A 14,000-nucleotide genomic window follows, 5' to 3' on the forward strand; every position below is an offset into this window, starting at 1 on the left:
GAGAGAAATATGCCAGCACTAGACCAAGAACCGTTCTTAGAGCCGTGCCCATTTTGCGGCAAAAACCTAGAGGCAAATTGGACAAGAAAAAATCCATCGGCTCGTTGTAGAACACCAGACTGCTTTGGCACATCCATGCCCGTGGTGATTTTGGATTATGCCGAGTCGATCAATCGCTGGAACACCCGCGCGGCACGCCAGTCGCAACCGGAGCTTGCAGGCCAAGCCGTACAGGAACTTCGGCAGCAAAGAAGCCAGTTGCTAGATGCACTAAAAGATTGCGCGGCAGTTTGTGCTGGGGAGAGTTTGAGCAAATCCGCTCTGGTGAATGCTTTGGAAAAAGCCAAGTTCGCCATCACGGATGTTGCTCAAAGCATGGAAAAAGAGAATTTGCATCAGAGTTAAACCCCGGCACCTAGAGTGACATGGGATTGCAAGTCCGATTGGGCGGATGAAGTCTTTGGGTAGCGATATTCCTGGAGTTCTTCTAGTGATTTCAATTCACGATCAAAAGGCAAGGTGATTGTGTTATCAGGATTTTGCACACCTATCCAGTTTTCTGCTGGAGTGCCATCAAAAACTACTGGCATAGTGTGCGAAAAAATCTCACCATTCTTTTCCCCTCCTTTTACCCGCACCGTCTCAATTTGCCAAGCAATAACTGGCTCCCCCTTGATAACTTCTTTTGAGTCTTTATCGTCATAAATGATAAAGAAGCCCGGTTGCGCCGGAATGATGGTTACAGATAGAAATTTTTCATCAAAATTCATGTTTCGCTCCTAAAAGGAAATTCAAGCAGCACCTGCCGCACAACACTATTAGCATAGCCGTAGCCAAAGCCGCAAAATTATCGAAAGACGGCGCAGAAAAAGCAGCAATCATCGCGCCAAGAATTCGCCTTTGCGCTACCAGCAGACCGGCCAAATTTGGCCGATAGTTTTCTTAGGAAGGCCGACCGCAGATAAAATCCGGCCCAACCCAACCCGCAGGATGGCTGTCATGCCCCATATCGAAATTCGCCGTGTTGCCTCCATCGACGGCGAAATCTATCCTGTCGCCAAATTCGTCCAACGCACAGTATCTGGATGGCAAGTCCGAGTCAGAAGTCTAAAAACCTCCCTGCACTTTGCTGATGCCAATTACGGTGGGCCAGCCCAGTCGCTCATCCAAGCAAATTTAGAAGCGCAGTCTCACATCCCACCACCCCAGCCGCCAAATTCCTGACCGGCCAAATTTGGCCGGTGCGACAAACCCAGACCCGAAACTCACCAGCCAAATTTTTCAGGCCAAAGCCCCCCAGCCGCGATTCAGCACCCATCGCAGCCCTCGCTTTTCTACGACCAGCCAAATTGGGCTGGTTCAATTCTCAGAAAAACCTCTCTTTCCACGAAAGATTGCCTCAGCAGCAGTTCTTTCGCCCCCGGTAGCAAACCAGTCAGGCCGCACAATTCTCAAATTAAAAATTTAATTTGTGAGGATAACTTGCTTGATCTAATCGTTTCTGGGTGCATCGCCCGAAAAGCCGTGGCGCGTGTCGATAAAAATAACAAGCCTTTTGTTTTGGCAAAAATCCGCATCCCCTTGCCCGACAAATCGTTTATCGCCACCATCATCGCCTTTCGGCAAGATTTGATCGAAAAGCTGAACAAGTTAAACGAAGGCGATTTCATTAACGTATCCGGCGCGGCCAATCTCTATATGTGCCAATTTAATAACAAAGATTTTGTCAAAATAGATATTACAGTCTCTCAAATCTACTAATCATGATGAAAGCTATCGTATCTGGTCATGTGCATGGCCTACCAGAAATTCGCCACGACAAAAACAACCAGCCCTTTGCACTGGTGAAAGTATGGCTGCCACTTACACCGCAATCCAAATGCCAGCTTTTCGTCAGCGCTATCGCCTTTGCTGATGGCCCCTACCACGAAATCCTTGCCCTTAAAACCGATGATGCCGTTTCCATCGTGGGCGAGATGAAAATTTCCATTTGGAAAGCAGCCGATAAAAAAGCCTATCCATCGCTGGAAATGGTGGCGTACAAGGTCTTATCCATGCCTTCGGTTTTCATGACCAAAAATTTCTAATCCACGGAGAAAATGATGAAAGCTCACTATCTCGAAATTTCAGCAGAAGTCAGCTATTGGGAAGATGCCAACGTGAACGGCGTGGACGATATTCATGGGACACTGATTCCATTGCGTGAAGGTAACTTGTGGGCACCAATCATTCGCTTGTCCGATGGCGTAATACTCAACTGGCCCCACGGAATCAGCGCCGAAATCGACTTCAAGGTTCGTGATGCTGGCGAATACTGGCTTCTCGATGAAGACAAAAAGCGCATCGCAAAATGGTCAGGCTCTTATGTGCCGGATGTGCTTCTCGATCACAGCAACAGTGCCTTCGACGATTACATCACCCTTTCCATCGACACCACTGGCACCATCGAAAATTGGTGCGAGCCTGTTATTCCCATCCGCGATCCGGGCGCTCCAGACCCCAAAATCCGCTGGGTGTCGATCTAGCACCTAGACTTGATTCCCACCACCATAATTCACCAGCAAGGCCATCATGAGCACCGACACAAGCACCCCATCCGATTCAGCCGTCCAAGATGAGCTTTATGCCGAAATAGGGCGTTTGCCCGACTTGGTAGCCCACCTGGCTATTCCACTTGGATACAGACTCGTTCCAGTGCGACCATCACCCGCCATGATTGAGGCCGCCAAGACCGTCGATTATTCCGATTCCCCGGAAGAAACCGCCCTCAATATCTATCGCGCCATGCTGTCAGCCGCACCAGCGCACCAGCCAGACCCCATGCCCTACTAATCCCGCAATCCACACCGGCCAAATTTGGCCGGTATTCCATGCGGCGGCCACCACCCCCCCGACACGGCACTTAAAGAAAATGAAAGCAGTACGCAAGTAGTGTCAGACTTGCGTACCCACGCCCTCACGGTAACGTGGCCCCCGACACCGCCGCCTTACGGCTCAGACGCATCGGAACAGCGCTCTACGCGAGCAGCGAGCGTTTATTGAGCCACCCTTGGGTGACTACGGAACGCAAAACCCGTATTTATCTATCCCCCTACGCTAGGCCATCGAGCGCCAATCCACCCGCACCCACCGCACTGGCCGCCACGCCAGCAGATTCCCCTCCTTTCTTTGGCAGTTGTTGTCTACATGCGCCCATAGCACCCGCTGCACCGTCCCTAGTAGCTGCATCCCACGTTAGCGCAGCACCTAAGCCGCAACCTCCCGTATCGATCAGCACCAGTACCACGGCAAAAGCTCACGCCATGCACTCACCTGTTGTCCCATCGCTACCCAGCTCACGCTACGCAGCTATCCATTGCTTTGCCCCTGTTGCCTACAAAAGCCACCCAAATTTGCCCAAAATTTAAGCAAATTTCCTTCAAAAAATTTCCAGTTCCCGTTCTGTGTGAGCTTCTGTATTGATTGATGCCAGCTAAGTTGTTGAATCAAATGGATTTTCTACATGTTTTTTTGACACTCTGTGTTGATCTGTCGGGAATCTAATTTGGCCGAAAAACCCCACGTTGCATGGAGAGATGAAAAAAAACGGTCAGGCTTACGCCTACCGTCGATAGATGGTTTCTTGAAAAAGACCTTGATGCTCTATTCCTGCAAGCGCAGTTGCTGAGTGCTTGAATCATAACCCGCCCCCCGCCCAAGTCGCAAACTTGAAAGATTCGATTTCTAGCGTATCTTTTGATTAAGAAAAGCGCACGCCAACCCGCAGAATTCAGCACAAGGGCGCTGGGAAAATTTTTCCAAAAAGTTGGAAATTTTTTTCAGAATGCCGCAGCTTTTGCTGGCTTTCGTCGAAATTTTTCTCGAAGGCCGAAGAAGTACGCGATGGTTTGGGTTTTTTTTGAGTGCTTGGGTAGAGTTTTTTTGAAATCTGGAAATTTTTGAGAGAAATTATGAAAAAGATGCGCCAGAGGCCAATCCCAAGGGATGAGCTATCAACCATAAGAGTTCGGCTGCTGCTGAAGGAGGAAGACGTTGGCTTGGAGCCTTTGTTTTTCCACCTCCAAAGTTTGGAAAGCCCGATTGCACGCTCCAATTTCGTGCGGGCTTTGCTGGTTCCACCAGTGGCAGTTGACCGTGAACTATTGGAGGTACTGCGCCAAACGCCTTTAGACAAGGATGCAGAAGAAAGCATCACGGTTGACATCAACATTAGCGCTCGCGATGCTGGATTGACCAAGACACTGCAAGAGCTAAACGCTATTGTTGGTACGACAAAGATGCGTGTCTATATCAAGCGTCGATTGATCTTTTTATTTGCAATACATAGTGTTGGCCCTAGCGCCGCCCTGATATTGCAATATGCAGAGCAAGTGAAGCGTCAAATCTCTACCTCAGGTGCGGCAGCAGAGGCTATTGCCTTACCCGGTCAGCCATCCCTATTGGCAGCCACCACTACCAATACACCGATTTTTCATTCGCAAAACATTGTTAATCCATCAGGAATCACACCGCCACAAAACCAATACTCAGAGACGCCGCCCGCATTTAATGCAGACGACCCGGTTATGAGTTTCACACCAATCAAAACTGAAAGCGAGGATCAAGTCAATAAACCGGAAGAAGGAATCAAGTCTAAGAAGTTCAAGGCAAACGCCGAGCTTTTTGGAACCATCAAGAAGTAAGTGCCAGTAGTTCGTTTAATCAATGTGTAAAAAGGAAAATATCATGCAAAAGAAAGTTATCGCTATCGACGTGGGTTATGGCAACACCAAAGTGGTCTGGGGCCACGGCAAGGACAAAATGAGCAAAGAGCGCTGGGGTGAAATGTCTTTCACATCTATTGCCCCTCGCGTGGTTGCCGACGAACACAAATCCAGCTTGAAGGCCAACCCCGACAAGATTCTGATTGAACTCGATGGCAACCGCTACTACGCTGGCCCCGCTGCATCCAAGGGCATCGAATCACGGATGCTGGAAGCCGATTACATCAAATCCGATCTGCACGAAATCATGCTGCGTGCCAGCATTCACATTGCAATGCGCGAAATCGGAGAAGTTTTCACTGAGATCGATGTGCTGGTTTTGGGCCTGCCTGTTTCTGGCTTCCTGAACCGTCTGGAAGACTTGCGTGAAATCGGCATGAAGCCCCGCGAAATTCCTGTGCCTGAAAAACTGCGCGGCCCCAATGTCCCCGATTTTGTGACTGTCACTGCGAAAAATGTGATGATCACAGCCCAGCCTTATGGCGGCTTGCGCTATGCCGCCCAGAACCTGCCTGAAAGCGATCCGCTGTTCGATGAAGGCGGTTTGGCTATGGTGATTGATCCCGGTTATCGCACCTTCGACTGGTTTATTGCCAACGGCTTCAAACCTGAAATGAAGTTGAGCGGTTCTTTCGATGGCGGGTCTATCAATATCCTGCGTCAAGTGAGCCAGCAAATCGGCTACGACACAGGTGTGGGCAGTCTCGAATTCGATCTGGTCGAAGAAGGTCTGCAAACTGGCTCTATCAACCTTCCCTATAAGAAGATTGATATGCAGCCCTACGGTAAAACCGTTTTGGAAGCTGCACGCAGCGAAGTGATGACCTTCTTGACCCGCAACGATGTCAATAAATGGCGCTTGAACCGGGTCTTCCTGACAGGCGGTGCAGCATCGTATTACGAAGGTGCGCTCAAGCAGTTGATGCCCAACTACGAAATTACCCGCCTTGATAACAGTTTGATGGCAAATGCCCGTGGCTACTGGCTGCTGGGTTGTGATGCAATCGAAGACTAATCTGTAAGCGGTTAGTAGTGAGATTTACCCGGCCTGCAATGGGCCGGGTTTCGCGGCCTAGCGCGAATTTGAGTTTTTTAAGGATGGCGGTATCGTGGGATCAACAGATCAAACAAACCCAGGAACTCATGAAAATGACCAAGAAAAATCATTGCCTGATTGCTCGAATTCGTCGGGCAGCCAAAATCAGTTTGGAAAATTTGAACCAGAATCTACCAGAGGATCAGCAAATCAACTCCAATGGGTTGCTGCTGATTGCGATGGTATGGGCACTGTTCGGGGTAATGCTCGTGAACTCCAATTCCACAACAATTCCTTGGCTTCAGCCACTGGGGTGGGTGACGATGATCATGGGAGCATTGTCAATGGTGGCATCACTGCTGCTATCGATGGACGAGAAATAGACCCAGACCTCTTGCCCGTGCAGGCTGGGGGAAATTTGAGTTTTGAAGATGTCGGTATCGTGAAATCAACAAATCAAACAAACCCAATGGCTCATCAAAATGACCAAGAAAAACCATTGCCCGATTGCCCAAATTTGCGAGGCGGCAAAAGTAAGTCTGGACAATTTGAACCAGAATTTGCCGCCCAACCAGCAGATAACTCCGAAAGCGCTGCTTTCCATCGCAATGATATGGGCGATGTTCGGAGCGGGCATGGTATTGGTGGCAATCGGGATGGTTTGGGCCAACGCGGAAATCCCAGCGTTTCTGTGGATTCAGCATCTAGGATGGCTGATAGTAGTCGCGGGAACGGTGTCGATGATCGTATCACTGCTGCTATTGAAGAAGGAGAACGAGGAATAGACCCAGCCATCCTGCCCATGCTGATCTTTTACTTGGCCTTTCACGCGAAGTCGGGGAAAAGAGAGCTATCAAATTATTGGATCAGCACCGGGAAGACCCAAGAGCAGGTGCGCCAATGGTTTCACGAAATTCATGTCAAGTGGCGAACTTTCGTTGTTTGCAGCTATGGGTTCGCAGCCGCTGTTTTCTTCATAGTCAGAAGAATTTTGGACGATTCTTCTTTGGCTTCCATCGTTTCCCTCTTTGGTGCAGTCATGCTCATGATGGCGATTGCATCTGCTATCTATTACTACCGTCCATTTAACCCAGTGCCTGACCATGCCGATGAATGACAAATTCCAATTTACCAACGGCCTCAAAAGAGGAAGTGAAGAAGCAATGCTGGTGGCAATGGTTGTTGCATCGTTCTTTAACATCTATGCAATGAACAAAATGGAGCCTAAGACCATCGTTATCAACCAGACCGTTCCTGCTCCTGTAGCGGTCAAATCCGGCGATGTTGAAACCGCCGCACCAAAGGTATCAACCAAAGAAGAACAGGTCAAATTGGAAGTGCCATCGACCGGAGAAAAGTCACCCAATGGCCTAGTGGAGGTGCCCAAAATTTCCCTACTTCCAACACCGCTTAACGTGGGAGGGAAAGGGGATTACGAAAATCTGATGGCCGAAACTAGGAAATCCTCAGCGCGGCACAACAGAAATCCAGTGGTCATTCAGAGAATTGATGAAGGCAAACAGGATGACGATGGCTCAGGCGTTCATGTGGTTCTCAGAAGCAGAGATTCCGAGGCTACAACGACAGTGCAGCGAGAGGAAGAATCTGAAGCGATAAATGTCACTCTTGGATCGAAAGAAAAGGCCGTGCCAGTAAAAACGGAAGCGCCCGAATATAAGCCCAAGGATAGCCCTAAGCCAGAAAAACCCAAATTGGAAGAAGGTAAAAAGCCAGATTCAGTGCCAGTAAAGCTGCAAGAAGAATCGTCGGTGAGCAAAGAAACAGTCAAAACCATTGCCCCTATTGCAGCGGACGGGCAATCGGGCGGCGAAGGCAAAGATTTGGAGATTGGTAGCGGGCAGTAGCTGCCACATCCCGGAAAAGCGCCTACCGCATCCCTCATGCGGAATCTAAAACCTGCCTCTAGGTGCTTTTCTTTCAAACTTGATTCCTCATTTTTTTGGGTGATGATTTATAGGCCACTAACCCTAATAGGAAAATCATGGAAAATATCCAACAAAATAAGTTGGTAGCCTCTGCCTATCAGGCCCTTCCAATAATAATGAATGGATTTCTGCCGCGCCATCAGCAGAAATCGATGATTACCCGTGCTTTTTCTTTAATAAAACAGAGCAAAGTCGGAGTAATTGAAGCTGGTACAGGAACTGGCAAGTCTATGGGTTATTTGATGCCCGGAATTACAATGGCAGTTACAGAGGACAAGGTTTTAGTTGTTTCGACTGCCACAGCATCATTGCAGGATCAGCTTGCAAGCAAAGATATTCCTATTGCTTTGCGCGCTTATTTGATGGCTGGCGTTGAAGGTATAAAGGTGGTGGTTGCAAAGGGGCGAGAGCGGTATATTTGCCCTATGAAAGTTGATGCCATCGAGCAGTCTACATCGTCATTGTTCGCCAGCGAGCAAGAAGTGGAGAATGAAAAAATCCTACATCAAGCCGCTCAATTGTGGAGGGATGATTTCTGGGATGGATCGCGTGATACGCTGCCTTTCCAGATGCCCCCTAAGCAATGGATGAAGATTGCAAACACTGCTTCGGGCTGCACCGGATCGCGCTGTCCTCTGGTAGGAGAATGCCCGTATTACAAGATGCAGGCAGAAATGAAAAATGCGCGCGTCATTATTACGAATCATGATTACCTGCTGTCCAATTTATCCAATGTCCCGAACAGCATTTTCGCCCGTGACTGCAACATATTTATTTTTGACGAAGCACATCATCTAAGCGACAAACTGCTCAGTGCTTTTGCCCGCAAGCTAGACCTATCAGGTTTCTGGCAGGAAGAAATCAAGGGCATCATGCGGTTAAGCCCCAACGCAATGAAACTGGAAATTTCCGCAGAGCGTGTGCTTGGTGCATGGAAATTGTGTGAGCAGGCCGCAGCCATCATGCTGGGGGATGCGCGCCAACACCGTTTTACGCTGGGTGAAGTGCCCCCGCAGTTCAAGTCTTACCTGTTGGATTTGAAGGGCTTGCTCACGGGTTTTCACGACCTCATTCGTGAGGAAAAAGAAGAAAAGGGCAAAGGACAAAAGAACAACCCACTTGTTATGCTGGTGCAAGGCAAAATGGGTGAGTTGCAGGGATTGGTCAGCGATGCCATTTTGTGCATTGCTGAATTCACCAGCGATGAGAAGATTGCACGCTGGATCGAGCGCAATCGCACAGGAGTCGAGATTCGCTGCTCACCCTTTGATGGCGCAAGCAAAGCGCGAAAGCACCTGTGGCCCGTGGTGAAGACGGCTGTATTGACCTCAGCCACCTTTACTTCGCTGGGCAGTTTTGACGCGCAATGCCATGCACTAGGGCTATCGAGCGACACCATCACACTCAAACTGGAAAGCCCGTTCGATTACAGCCGCGCAAAGTTGGTGGTGCCAAAAATAGCGGTGGAGGCCACCGATGGACGGCACACAGATACTGTGATTAGCTATGTCAAAAACACCGTGGTTAAGTCCAAGGCCAAGGGGATTTTGGTTCACTTCACCAGCAGAATGCTGATGGAAAAGTGCTACGAGGCGCTATCCCAGCGGGAGCGGGAAAGCATCATCATGCAGGGGCAGTGGCCTGCATGGGCGATGGTTGAAGAACACAAGCGCCGCATCGACGCCGGTCAGCAGAGCATCATGTTTGGCTTGGACAGTTTGGGCGAAGGTGTGGATTTACCGGGCGAGTATTGCACGATGGTAGTCATGACCCGCCTGCCATTCCCAACCCCGGATGACCCAGTATTGGCTACCCATGCCGAGCATCTTGAGGACGCTGGCAAAAATCCCTTCCAAATCCTGACCCTGCCCAAAATGGCGCTGAAATTTGCTCAGATCGTGGGGCGCTTGATGCGGCGAGAGACGGATTACGGGCTTGTCATTGTGCTGGATCGGCGCTTGGTGACTAAGCGCTATGGAAGCCAGATTTTGAAAAGCTCCTCATTCAAGCAAATTGCGCGGGATTGACCGGATAGAGAAAGGCACCGACTGTTCACGGCGCATCGCCAGCAGTCGTTGCCATTCGCACAGATTCGACAAATGGGGTAGCGGTGGATTTTGTTTCCGGCTTATCGAATGCGCCTAGCCAGTGCCCTGATTGTGGCAATCTCTGGGCGGCGAGTGAGCGAGTGCAGACCAACGATCCATCTGCAATAGCTGGGCTTGAGGATTGGCGGTACTGCGCCACTTGCAAATCTGATTTATTTTTTTCGGTAACAATAATTGAAAAGGAAAATCAATGAGCGCATCAATGGCACTGGAATTGCAAGCGCAAGCGCAAGAGCTATCCGAATTGATCAAGCATATTGAATTAGATCACTCAGTTTTTATATGGATTTTTCTTTGTTGCTCTCTTATTCTTCATGAATTAATTCTTGAATTAAAACCAATTTTCGCAGAAATTTCCCCGCATCTTGCAGGGGCTGCGCCTCCAGCTACAATGCCAATTCAAAATAAAGAACGAGAAAAAACCATGCAAAAATCTCACCATGAAAGCCCAATCTGGAAAGATGTAACCTCTTATCAGCGAGGCAAAGAGCGCAAACCAACGACATTCGAGGCTAAAGTCGGTGCGCTACGGGTGGTTATCACTTGCGGCCATGTTCATTACCAGAATCAATGGGTGATGCACTGTAAGACGTTGAGTGTTGACACCTACCGCCTTGAGGAAGGGATCGATTTCGAGCGGGCCAAAGCTGAAGCCATCTTGATTATCGAAGAACGCATTGCAGATTTAGAAAAATGCCTAGCAAAAATGAAAAATGAAAATCAATAAACAGGAACTGCTGGCTTTGGTGGAAAAGGCCAGAAACGACAACGGCACGGCATTCAAAATTGCCGTTTTGCTCAAAATCGACTTTCTAACGGAGGACGATGCTTCGCACGCTGGTTTCCACACCGAAGGCATTTACCGCCAGCAATTTCTGGTGGAGCCGCACGGAAGCGATCCAGAGGCCGCAACGCGCCGCGCTATCGCAAATGCGGCGATGAAAATTGCCAACCTCATGCCAGACCCAGAGATTGGCTGCGAGCCGATCATGCCGGAGCAGCTCAAGCTACTCATTGTGGGGCGGTAAGCCAGGCCAAGCCTGTAGCAGGGCCGCGCCCTCCCAGTGGGGCACAAAAAAAGCCAGCACATTGCCTGCTGGCTTTTTTCTCGACCGGCCAAATTTGGCCGGTCAGGAGGCTCCCATCAGCAACCCCGGAACTTCGGGTGCCCGCTCTATATCGGCCTCGCTCACAAAGGGCGACATGGGGGGCTTGCCAGCCGCGCTGATAAGCAGCACCTTGCGCGCGCGAGTCATGGCGACATAGAACAAGCGGCGTTCTTCCTGCATACTGCTACCCTCATCAGGCCAAGACCCGTCCTCAGCGCCAAGAATCCAGACCACATCGTATTCCAGCCCCTTCGACCCGTGGGCTGTCATCAGGGCCACTGGATTGCCCTCAATTTTCTTCTCCTTCTCTGGCCCAGCAATCATGGCTTGGATGCGCTTGACGCGCGCCAGCATTTGATTCATTCCTTCCAGCCCGGCATCCTCGACAGCCGCGCTGGTGGCGACAGACTTGGAAAAGACTTGGGCCACCAGTTCCAAGGTGCTTTTGCTGCGCTTATCGGTAGTGTGTTCCGACAGCAGTTGGTGCAGTTTCTCGACCACATAAGTGACCGCACCGGAGGACAACATCAGCCCCCATTCCTCAAACCTTCTTTGAATGGCGCGCAGGTTTTTTTTGCTTTGATCGGACACCGTTGTGATGTTGGCCAGTATCTTGTTGTTCTCTGTTTTTTTGGAAATCAAATCCTTACCAATGCTGCTGTGCAAGTCGATCAATTCCTGTTCACTTACACCGCACCATGCCAACAGCGAGTCTGCATCTTGGTTATTGAGACGAAGCATGGCCGACAAGCTGGACAGGAAAACTGCCATTTCATGCGATTGCAAAAGCGAACCGCCCTCATTGCGCGTGTAGGGAAGGCGGTGCTTGATGCACTCCGCTTCGATGGCATCGAGCCGCTTATTGGTACGCGCCAGCACCCCGAATGACTGGCCTGCTGCCAGCGCTCTTTTGGCCCGCTCACAGCAGTGTTCGGCCTCAATGATGCGATCCCCGTACCGATCCCACAGGGCAAGACCACCACGACCCTTGTGTGACACCAGCGCCTTATCCATGCGATTTTCATTGACGGCGATGAGCTTGGCGGCAGGCGTTAAAACTTCCGCATGGGAGCGGTAGTTGGTGCCCAGCACGATTTTTTCTGCGCTCAGTGCATTTGCAAAATCCATCATGCCCTTGAAGCCCAAGGCACGGCGAAAGCCATAAATGCTTTGATCATCGTCCCCCACCGCCGTCAAGATGCTACTTGTATTCGCATGGTGCATGGCCCACTGGAATTGCGGTAAGTCGGTGTCCTGGTACTCGTCAAGGAGCAGGTAGTCACAGTGCAGTGGGCTAATCTTTTCGGCGGCGATCAGCTCATTGGTTTTGAGCAGAATGTCCTGAAAGTCAATGACGCCATTGCGATCCAGAATGTTTTTATACATGGAGGCAAGGGCTTCGTGCTGCTCAGATTCCGGTGCAACCTGACCAGATTTAATGCCTTCAATGATGGCGGTGGCTTCTTCAATCGTCAGATCGAGATTGCTATGCTCAATGGCACGCATGACAAAGCCACGGCGATTACCCTCGCGCACAATCTCCCAAGGCCGAGAAAGTTTCGAGAAGCCACGGCGCAAGATTTCAGCCCCCATGCCGGTTTTTTTGGCCTTGCTGGGGAAGGCCATCAGCAAATCAATGGAGTGGAAAGTCCCAACGACGAGGTACGGCAAGCATTGCTGGCCTGCAATGTGCAAAATGCGCTCACGCAGTTCCAGTGCCGCATCGCGGGTAAAGGTCACAGCCCCAACGGTGGCCCCTTGCGAGAGAAGATAAGCGGCCTTGATTGCCAGTGTTTTGGTTTTCCCCGAACCCGGCGCTGCAATTGCCAAACAGTGCCCCTTGTGCAAAGCGACAGCGTTTTGCTGCGAATTTAACTCGGAGAGGTATTGTTCAATACTTGCCATGCTGGATTCTCAAAAAAAAGCCCGCACGAGGCGGGCTAAACTCGTCCCGTAGGTCGAGAGGGCACGATGAAACTAAAAAGAACTTTTTTACGCCACGGCAGGGGCGGCAGGGGCGGCAGCGGTTGCCGGTTGTGGCGCAGACTTACGCATCAGGCCCATGACGACTTGATAGCAGAAGTAGCTGATGTCGGAGAATAGGCGGCGTTCTTTGGAGCGCACTTCGTCCACTTGCTTGAAAGAGGCTTTGCCGTTGAATTCCAGCTCATTGATGACGGCAATGGTCGAGTCCCAAGCATTGATCGCTTCGATTAACGGGAACAAGTGGCGATCTTTGGCTTGGAAGGTCTCATTCAGTGCGGGCGCACAATACACCGGGATGATCCAGTGGAAATCGGCTTGGCGGTTGTCACCGAGCAAGGCATTGGCCGCGCTCAAAGCCTTTTTGCTTTCTTCGCAGTATTCTTGGATTTTGGCAGCCAGCGTGTCGCGCAATGTTTCGCACTGATCTTCGCTCATCATGCGTACACCCATCGTTTTGAGCAGGTACAAGGTGCGGTCGGTCAGGGCCAAGAAGCGCAGGGCGGAAGAAGCCACGTTGGGGTCATTGATGGTGAGGTGTTGCTCCACCGTCATGGTACCGACATATTCGCGTTTGAGTTCCTTGCTACCGACTTCGCGTTGGCGGCGTGCCCGTTCGCGCTGGCGTTGCGCGCGGCCTTCGGGTGAAGTGTCACCAGCGGCAGCGGCGGCAGCAGGTGCGGGCGAGGGCGCGGCTTTGCCGTCAGCAAGGGCAGGGGCGGTAGCAGCGGGGGTAACTGTAGGGACTTGCATTTGAAAAGCGTCAGGCCTGCATTCAGCGCATTTTTGGGCCAACATTAACTGCGTCTATCAGCGCCCTCAGGCCAGCATTAAGTGCAACTGAACTTGCGTTTGACGGTGCAGGCCTGCATTGCATGGCCGCCGGCCAACATTAAGTGCAACTGACCGGGCTTGGGCACCATCCAGCAAACCTTCGATTTCTGGACGGTTGACCCTGATCAGGCTGATGCTGCGAAATCAGCCTCTAGATCGTCCAAAAACCCTTTCCATTTATCAACATCCGTCTACAATAAATTTCAACGCACCAGTTGGAC

16 protein-coding genes are annotated in these 14,000 nt (G+C 50.6%); 13 read left to right on the top strand and 3 right to left on the bottom strand.

All coding sequences use genetic code 11. From position 1 onward, the window contains the following. Positions 1-135 precede the first annotated feature (135 nt). Positions 136-405: a hypothetical protein gene (locus BMX55_RS11455; protein ID WP_091457738.1), complete on the top strand. Its 270-nt coding sequence runs from the start codon at positions 136-138 to the stop codon at positions 403-405. Here the strand turns inward: BMX55_RS11455 and BMX55_RS11460 are convergent. Then, entirely contained in the window at positions 402-770 is a 369-nt protein-coding gene (locus tag BMX55_RS11460; protein WP_091457739.1) for a hypothetical protein, read from the bottom strand. The two genes, BMX55_RS11455 and BMX55_RS11460, sit on opposite strands and share 4 nt — an antisense overlap. A gap of 229 nt (positions 771-999) precedes the next feature. Here BMX55_RS11460 and BMX55_RS16240 point away from each other — a divergent pair, with 229 nt between their 5' ends. The 12 genes from BMX55_RS16240 to BMX55_RS11520 all read left to right on the top strand — a co-directional run bounded on the left by BMX55_RS16240 (position 1,000) and on the right by BMX55_RS11520 (position 10,881). Next, positions 1,000-1,224, top strand: a complete 225-nt coding sequence (locus tag BMX55_RS16240) for a hypothetical protein (protein ID WP_143059661.1) — start codon at positions 1,000-1,002, stop codon at positions 1,222-1,224. 258 nt (positions 1,225-1,482) lie between these two features. Continuing rightward, complete coding sequence (locus tag BMX55_RS11465) at positions 1,483-1,761, top strand: hypothetical protein (RefSeq protein ID WP_143059662.1); 279 nt, start codon at positions 1,483-1,485, stop codon at positions 1,759-1,761. 2 nt (positions 1,762-1,763) lie between these two features. Then, positions 1,764-2,087, top strand: coding sequence for a hypothetical protein (locus BMX55_RS11470; RefSeq protein ID WP_091457744.1), 324 nt, complete (start codon positions 1,764-1,766; stop codon positions 2,085-2,087). Positions 2,088-2,102: 15 nt separating this feature from the next. Continuing rightward, the gene (locus BMX55_RS11475) at positions 2,103-2,525 is read left to right on the top strand and encodes a hypothetical protein (RefSeq protein ID WP_091457745.1); all 423 of its coding nucleotides are present in this window, start codon (positions 2,103-2,105) and stop codon (positions 2,523-2,525) included. 46 nt (positions 2,526-2,571) lie between these two features. Further along, positions 2,572-2,832 (top strand): hypothetical protein, encoded by a 261-nt coding sequence (locus tag BMX55_RS16245; protein ID WP_143059663.1) that lies wholly within the window; start codon positions 2,572-2,574, stop codon positions 2,830-2,832. Positions 2,833-3,950: 1,118 nt separating this feature from the next. After that, on the top strand, positions 3,951-4,682 hold the full coding sequence (locus tag BMX55_RS11480) for a hypothetical protein (RefSeq protein ID WP_091457748.1): 732 nt from the start codon (positions 3,951-3,953) through the stop codon (positions 4,680-4,682). A 43-nt stretch (positions 4,683-4,725) separates the two neighbouring features. Continuing rightward, positions 4,726-5,778 carry a ParM/StbA family protein gene (locus BMX55_RS11485; RefSeq protein WP_091457750.1) on the top strand — a complete coding sequence of 351 codons (1,053 nt, stop codon included), beginning with the start codon at positions 4,726-4,728 and terminating at the stop codon, positions 5,776-5,778. A gap of 94 nt (positions 5,779-5,872) precedes the next feature. Continuing rightward, on the top strand, positions 5,873-6,916 hold the full coding sequence (locus BMX55_RS16250) for a hypothetical protein (RefSeq protein ID WP_143059664.1): 1,044 nt from the start codon (positions 5,873-5,875) through the stop codon (positions 6,914-6,916). Further along, positions 6,903-7,664 (top strand): hypothetical protein, encoded by a 762-nt coding sequence (locus tag BMX55_RS11505; RefSeq protein WP_218144485.1) that lies wholly within the window; start codon positions 6,903-6,905, stop codon positions 7,662-7,664. Before BMX55_RS16250 ends, BMX55_RS11505 begins: the two co-directional genes overlap by 14 nt. Before the next feature lie 137 nt (positions 7,665-7,801). After that, a complete protein-coding gene (locus tag BMX55_RS11510) occupies positions 7,802-9,772 on the top strand; it encodes a helicase C-terminal domain-containing protein (protein ID WP_091457760.1) in 1,971 nt (656 codons plus the stop codon). Between the two features lie 271 nt (positions 9,773-10,043). Further along, positions 10,044-10,580: a hypothetical protein gene (locus tag BMX55_RS11515; protein WP_091457762.1), complete on the top strand. Its 537-nt coding sequence runs from the start codon at positions 10,044-10,046 to the stop codon at positions 10,578-10,580. Next, complete coding sequence (locus tag BMX55_RS11520; RefSeq protein WP_091457764.1) at positions 10,567-10,881, top strand: hypothetical protein; 315 nt, start codon at positions 10,567-10,569, stop codon at positions 10,879-10,881. Before BMX55_RS11515 ends, BMX55_RS11520 begins: the two co-directional genes overlap by 14 nt. 102 nt (positions 10,882-10,983) lie before the next feature. On the opposite strand, the gene BMX55_RS11525 is transcribed toward BMX55_RS11520, so the two are convergent. Beyond that, positions 10,984-12,867, bottom strand: coding sequence for an ATP-dependent helicase (locus BMX55_RS11525; protein WP_091457766.1), 1,884 nt, complete (start codon positions 12,865-12,867; stop codon positions 10,984-10,986). Positions 12,868-12,954: 87 nt separating this feature from the next. Beyond that, positions 12,955-13,698, bottom strand: coding sequence for a hypothetical protein (locus BMX55_RS11530; protein ID WP_091457769.1), 744 nt, complete (start codon positions 13,696-13,698; stop codon positions 12,955-12,957). Between the last annotated feature and the right edge of the window lie 302 nt (positions 13,699-14,000).

This window comes from Giesbergeria anulus, from assembly GCF_900111115.1.
Lineage (GTDB): Bacteria > Pseudomonadota > Gammaproteobacteria > Burkholderiales > Burkholderiaceae_C > Simplicispira > Simplicispira anulus.

Excerpts from the sequence above, each read along its gene's own strand:
- BMX55_RS11470 (WP_091457744.1), top strand. The coding sequence starts at position 1,764 with ATGATGAAAGCTATCGTATCTGGTCATGTGCATGGCCTACCAGAAATT.
- BMX55_RS11510 (WP_091457760.1), top strand. The coding sequence starts at position 7,802 with ATGGAAAATATCCAACAAAATAAGTTGGTAGCCTCTGCCTATCAGGCC.
- BMX55_RS11525 (WP_091457766.1), bottom strand. The coding sequence starts at position 12,867 with ATGGCAAGTATTGAACAATACCTCTCCGAGTTAAATTCGCAGCAAAAC.
- BMX55_RS11485 (WP_091457750.1), top strand. The coding sequence starts at position 4,726 with ATGCAAAAGAAAGTTATCGCTATCGACGTGGGTTATGGCAACACCAAA.
- BMX55_RS11475 (WP_091457745.1), top strand. The coding sequence starts at position 2,103 with ATGAAAGCTCACTATCTCGAAATTTCAGCAGAAGTCAGCTATTGGGAA.
- BMX55_RS11480 (WP_091457748.1), top strand. The coding sequence starts at position 3,951 with ATGAAAAAGATGCGCCAGAGGCCAATCCCAAGGGATGAGCTATCAACC.
- BMX55_RS11460 (WP_091457739.1), bottom strand. The coding sequence starts at position 770 with ATGAATTTTGATGAAAAATTTCTATCTGTAACCATCATTCCGGCGCAA.
- BMX55_RS11505 (WP_218144485.1), top strand. The coding sequence starts at position 6,903 with ATGCCGATGAATGACAAATTCCAATTTACCAACGGCCTCAAAAGAGGA.
- BMX55_RS11530 (WP_091457769.1), bottom strand. The coding sequence starts at position 13,698 with ATGCAAGTCCCTACAGTTACCCCCGCTGCTACCGCCCCTGCCCTTGCT.
- BMX55_RS16245 (WP_143059663.1), top strand. The coding sequence starts at position 2,572 with ATGAGCACCGACACAAGCACCCCATCCGATTCAGCCGTCCAAGATGAG.
- BMX55_RS11520 (WP_091457764.1), top strand. The coding sequence starts at position 10,567 with ATGAAAATCAATAAACAGGAACTGCTGGCTTTGGTGGAAAAGGCCAGA.
- BMX55_RS11455 (WP_091457738.1), top strand. The coding sequence starts at position 136 with ATGCCCGTGGTGATTTTGGATTATGCCGAGTCGATCAATCGCTGGAAC.
- BMX55_RS11515 (WP_091457762.1), top strand. The coding sequence starts at position 10,044 with ATGAGCGCATCAATGGCACTGGAATTGCAAGCGCAAGCGCAAGAGCTA.
- BMX55_RS16240 (WP_143059661.1), top strand. The coding sequence starts at position 1,000 with ATGCCCCATATCGAAATTCGCCGTGTTGCCTCCATCGACGGCGAAATC.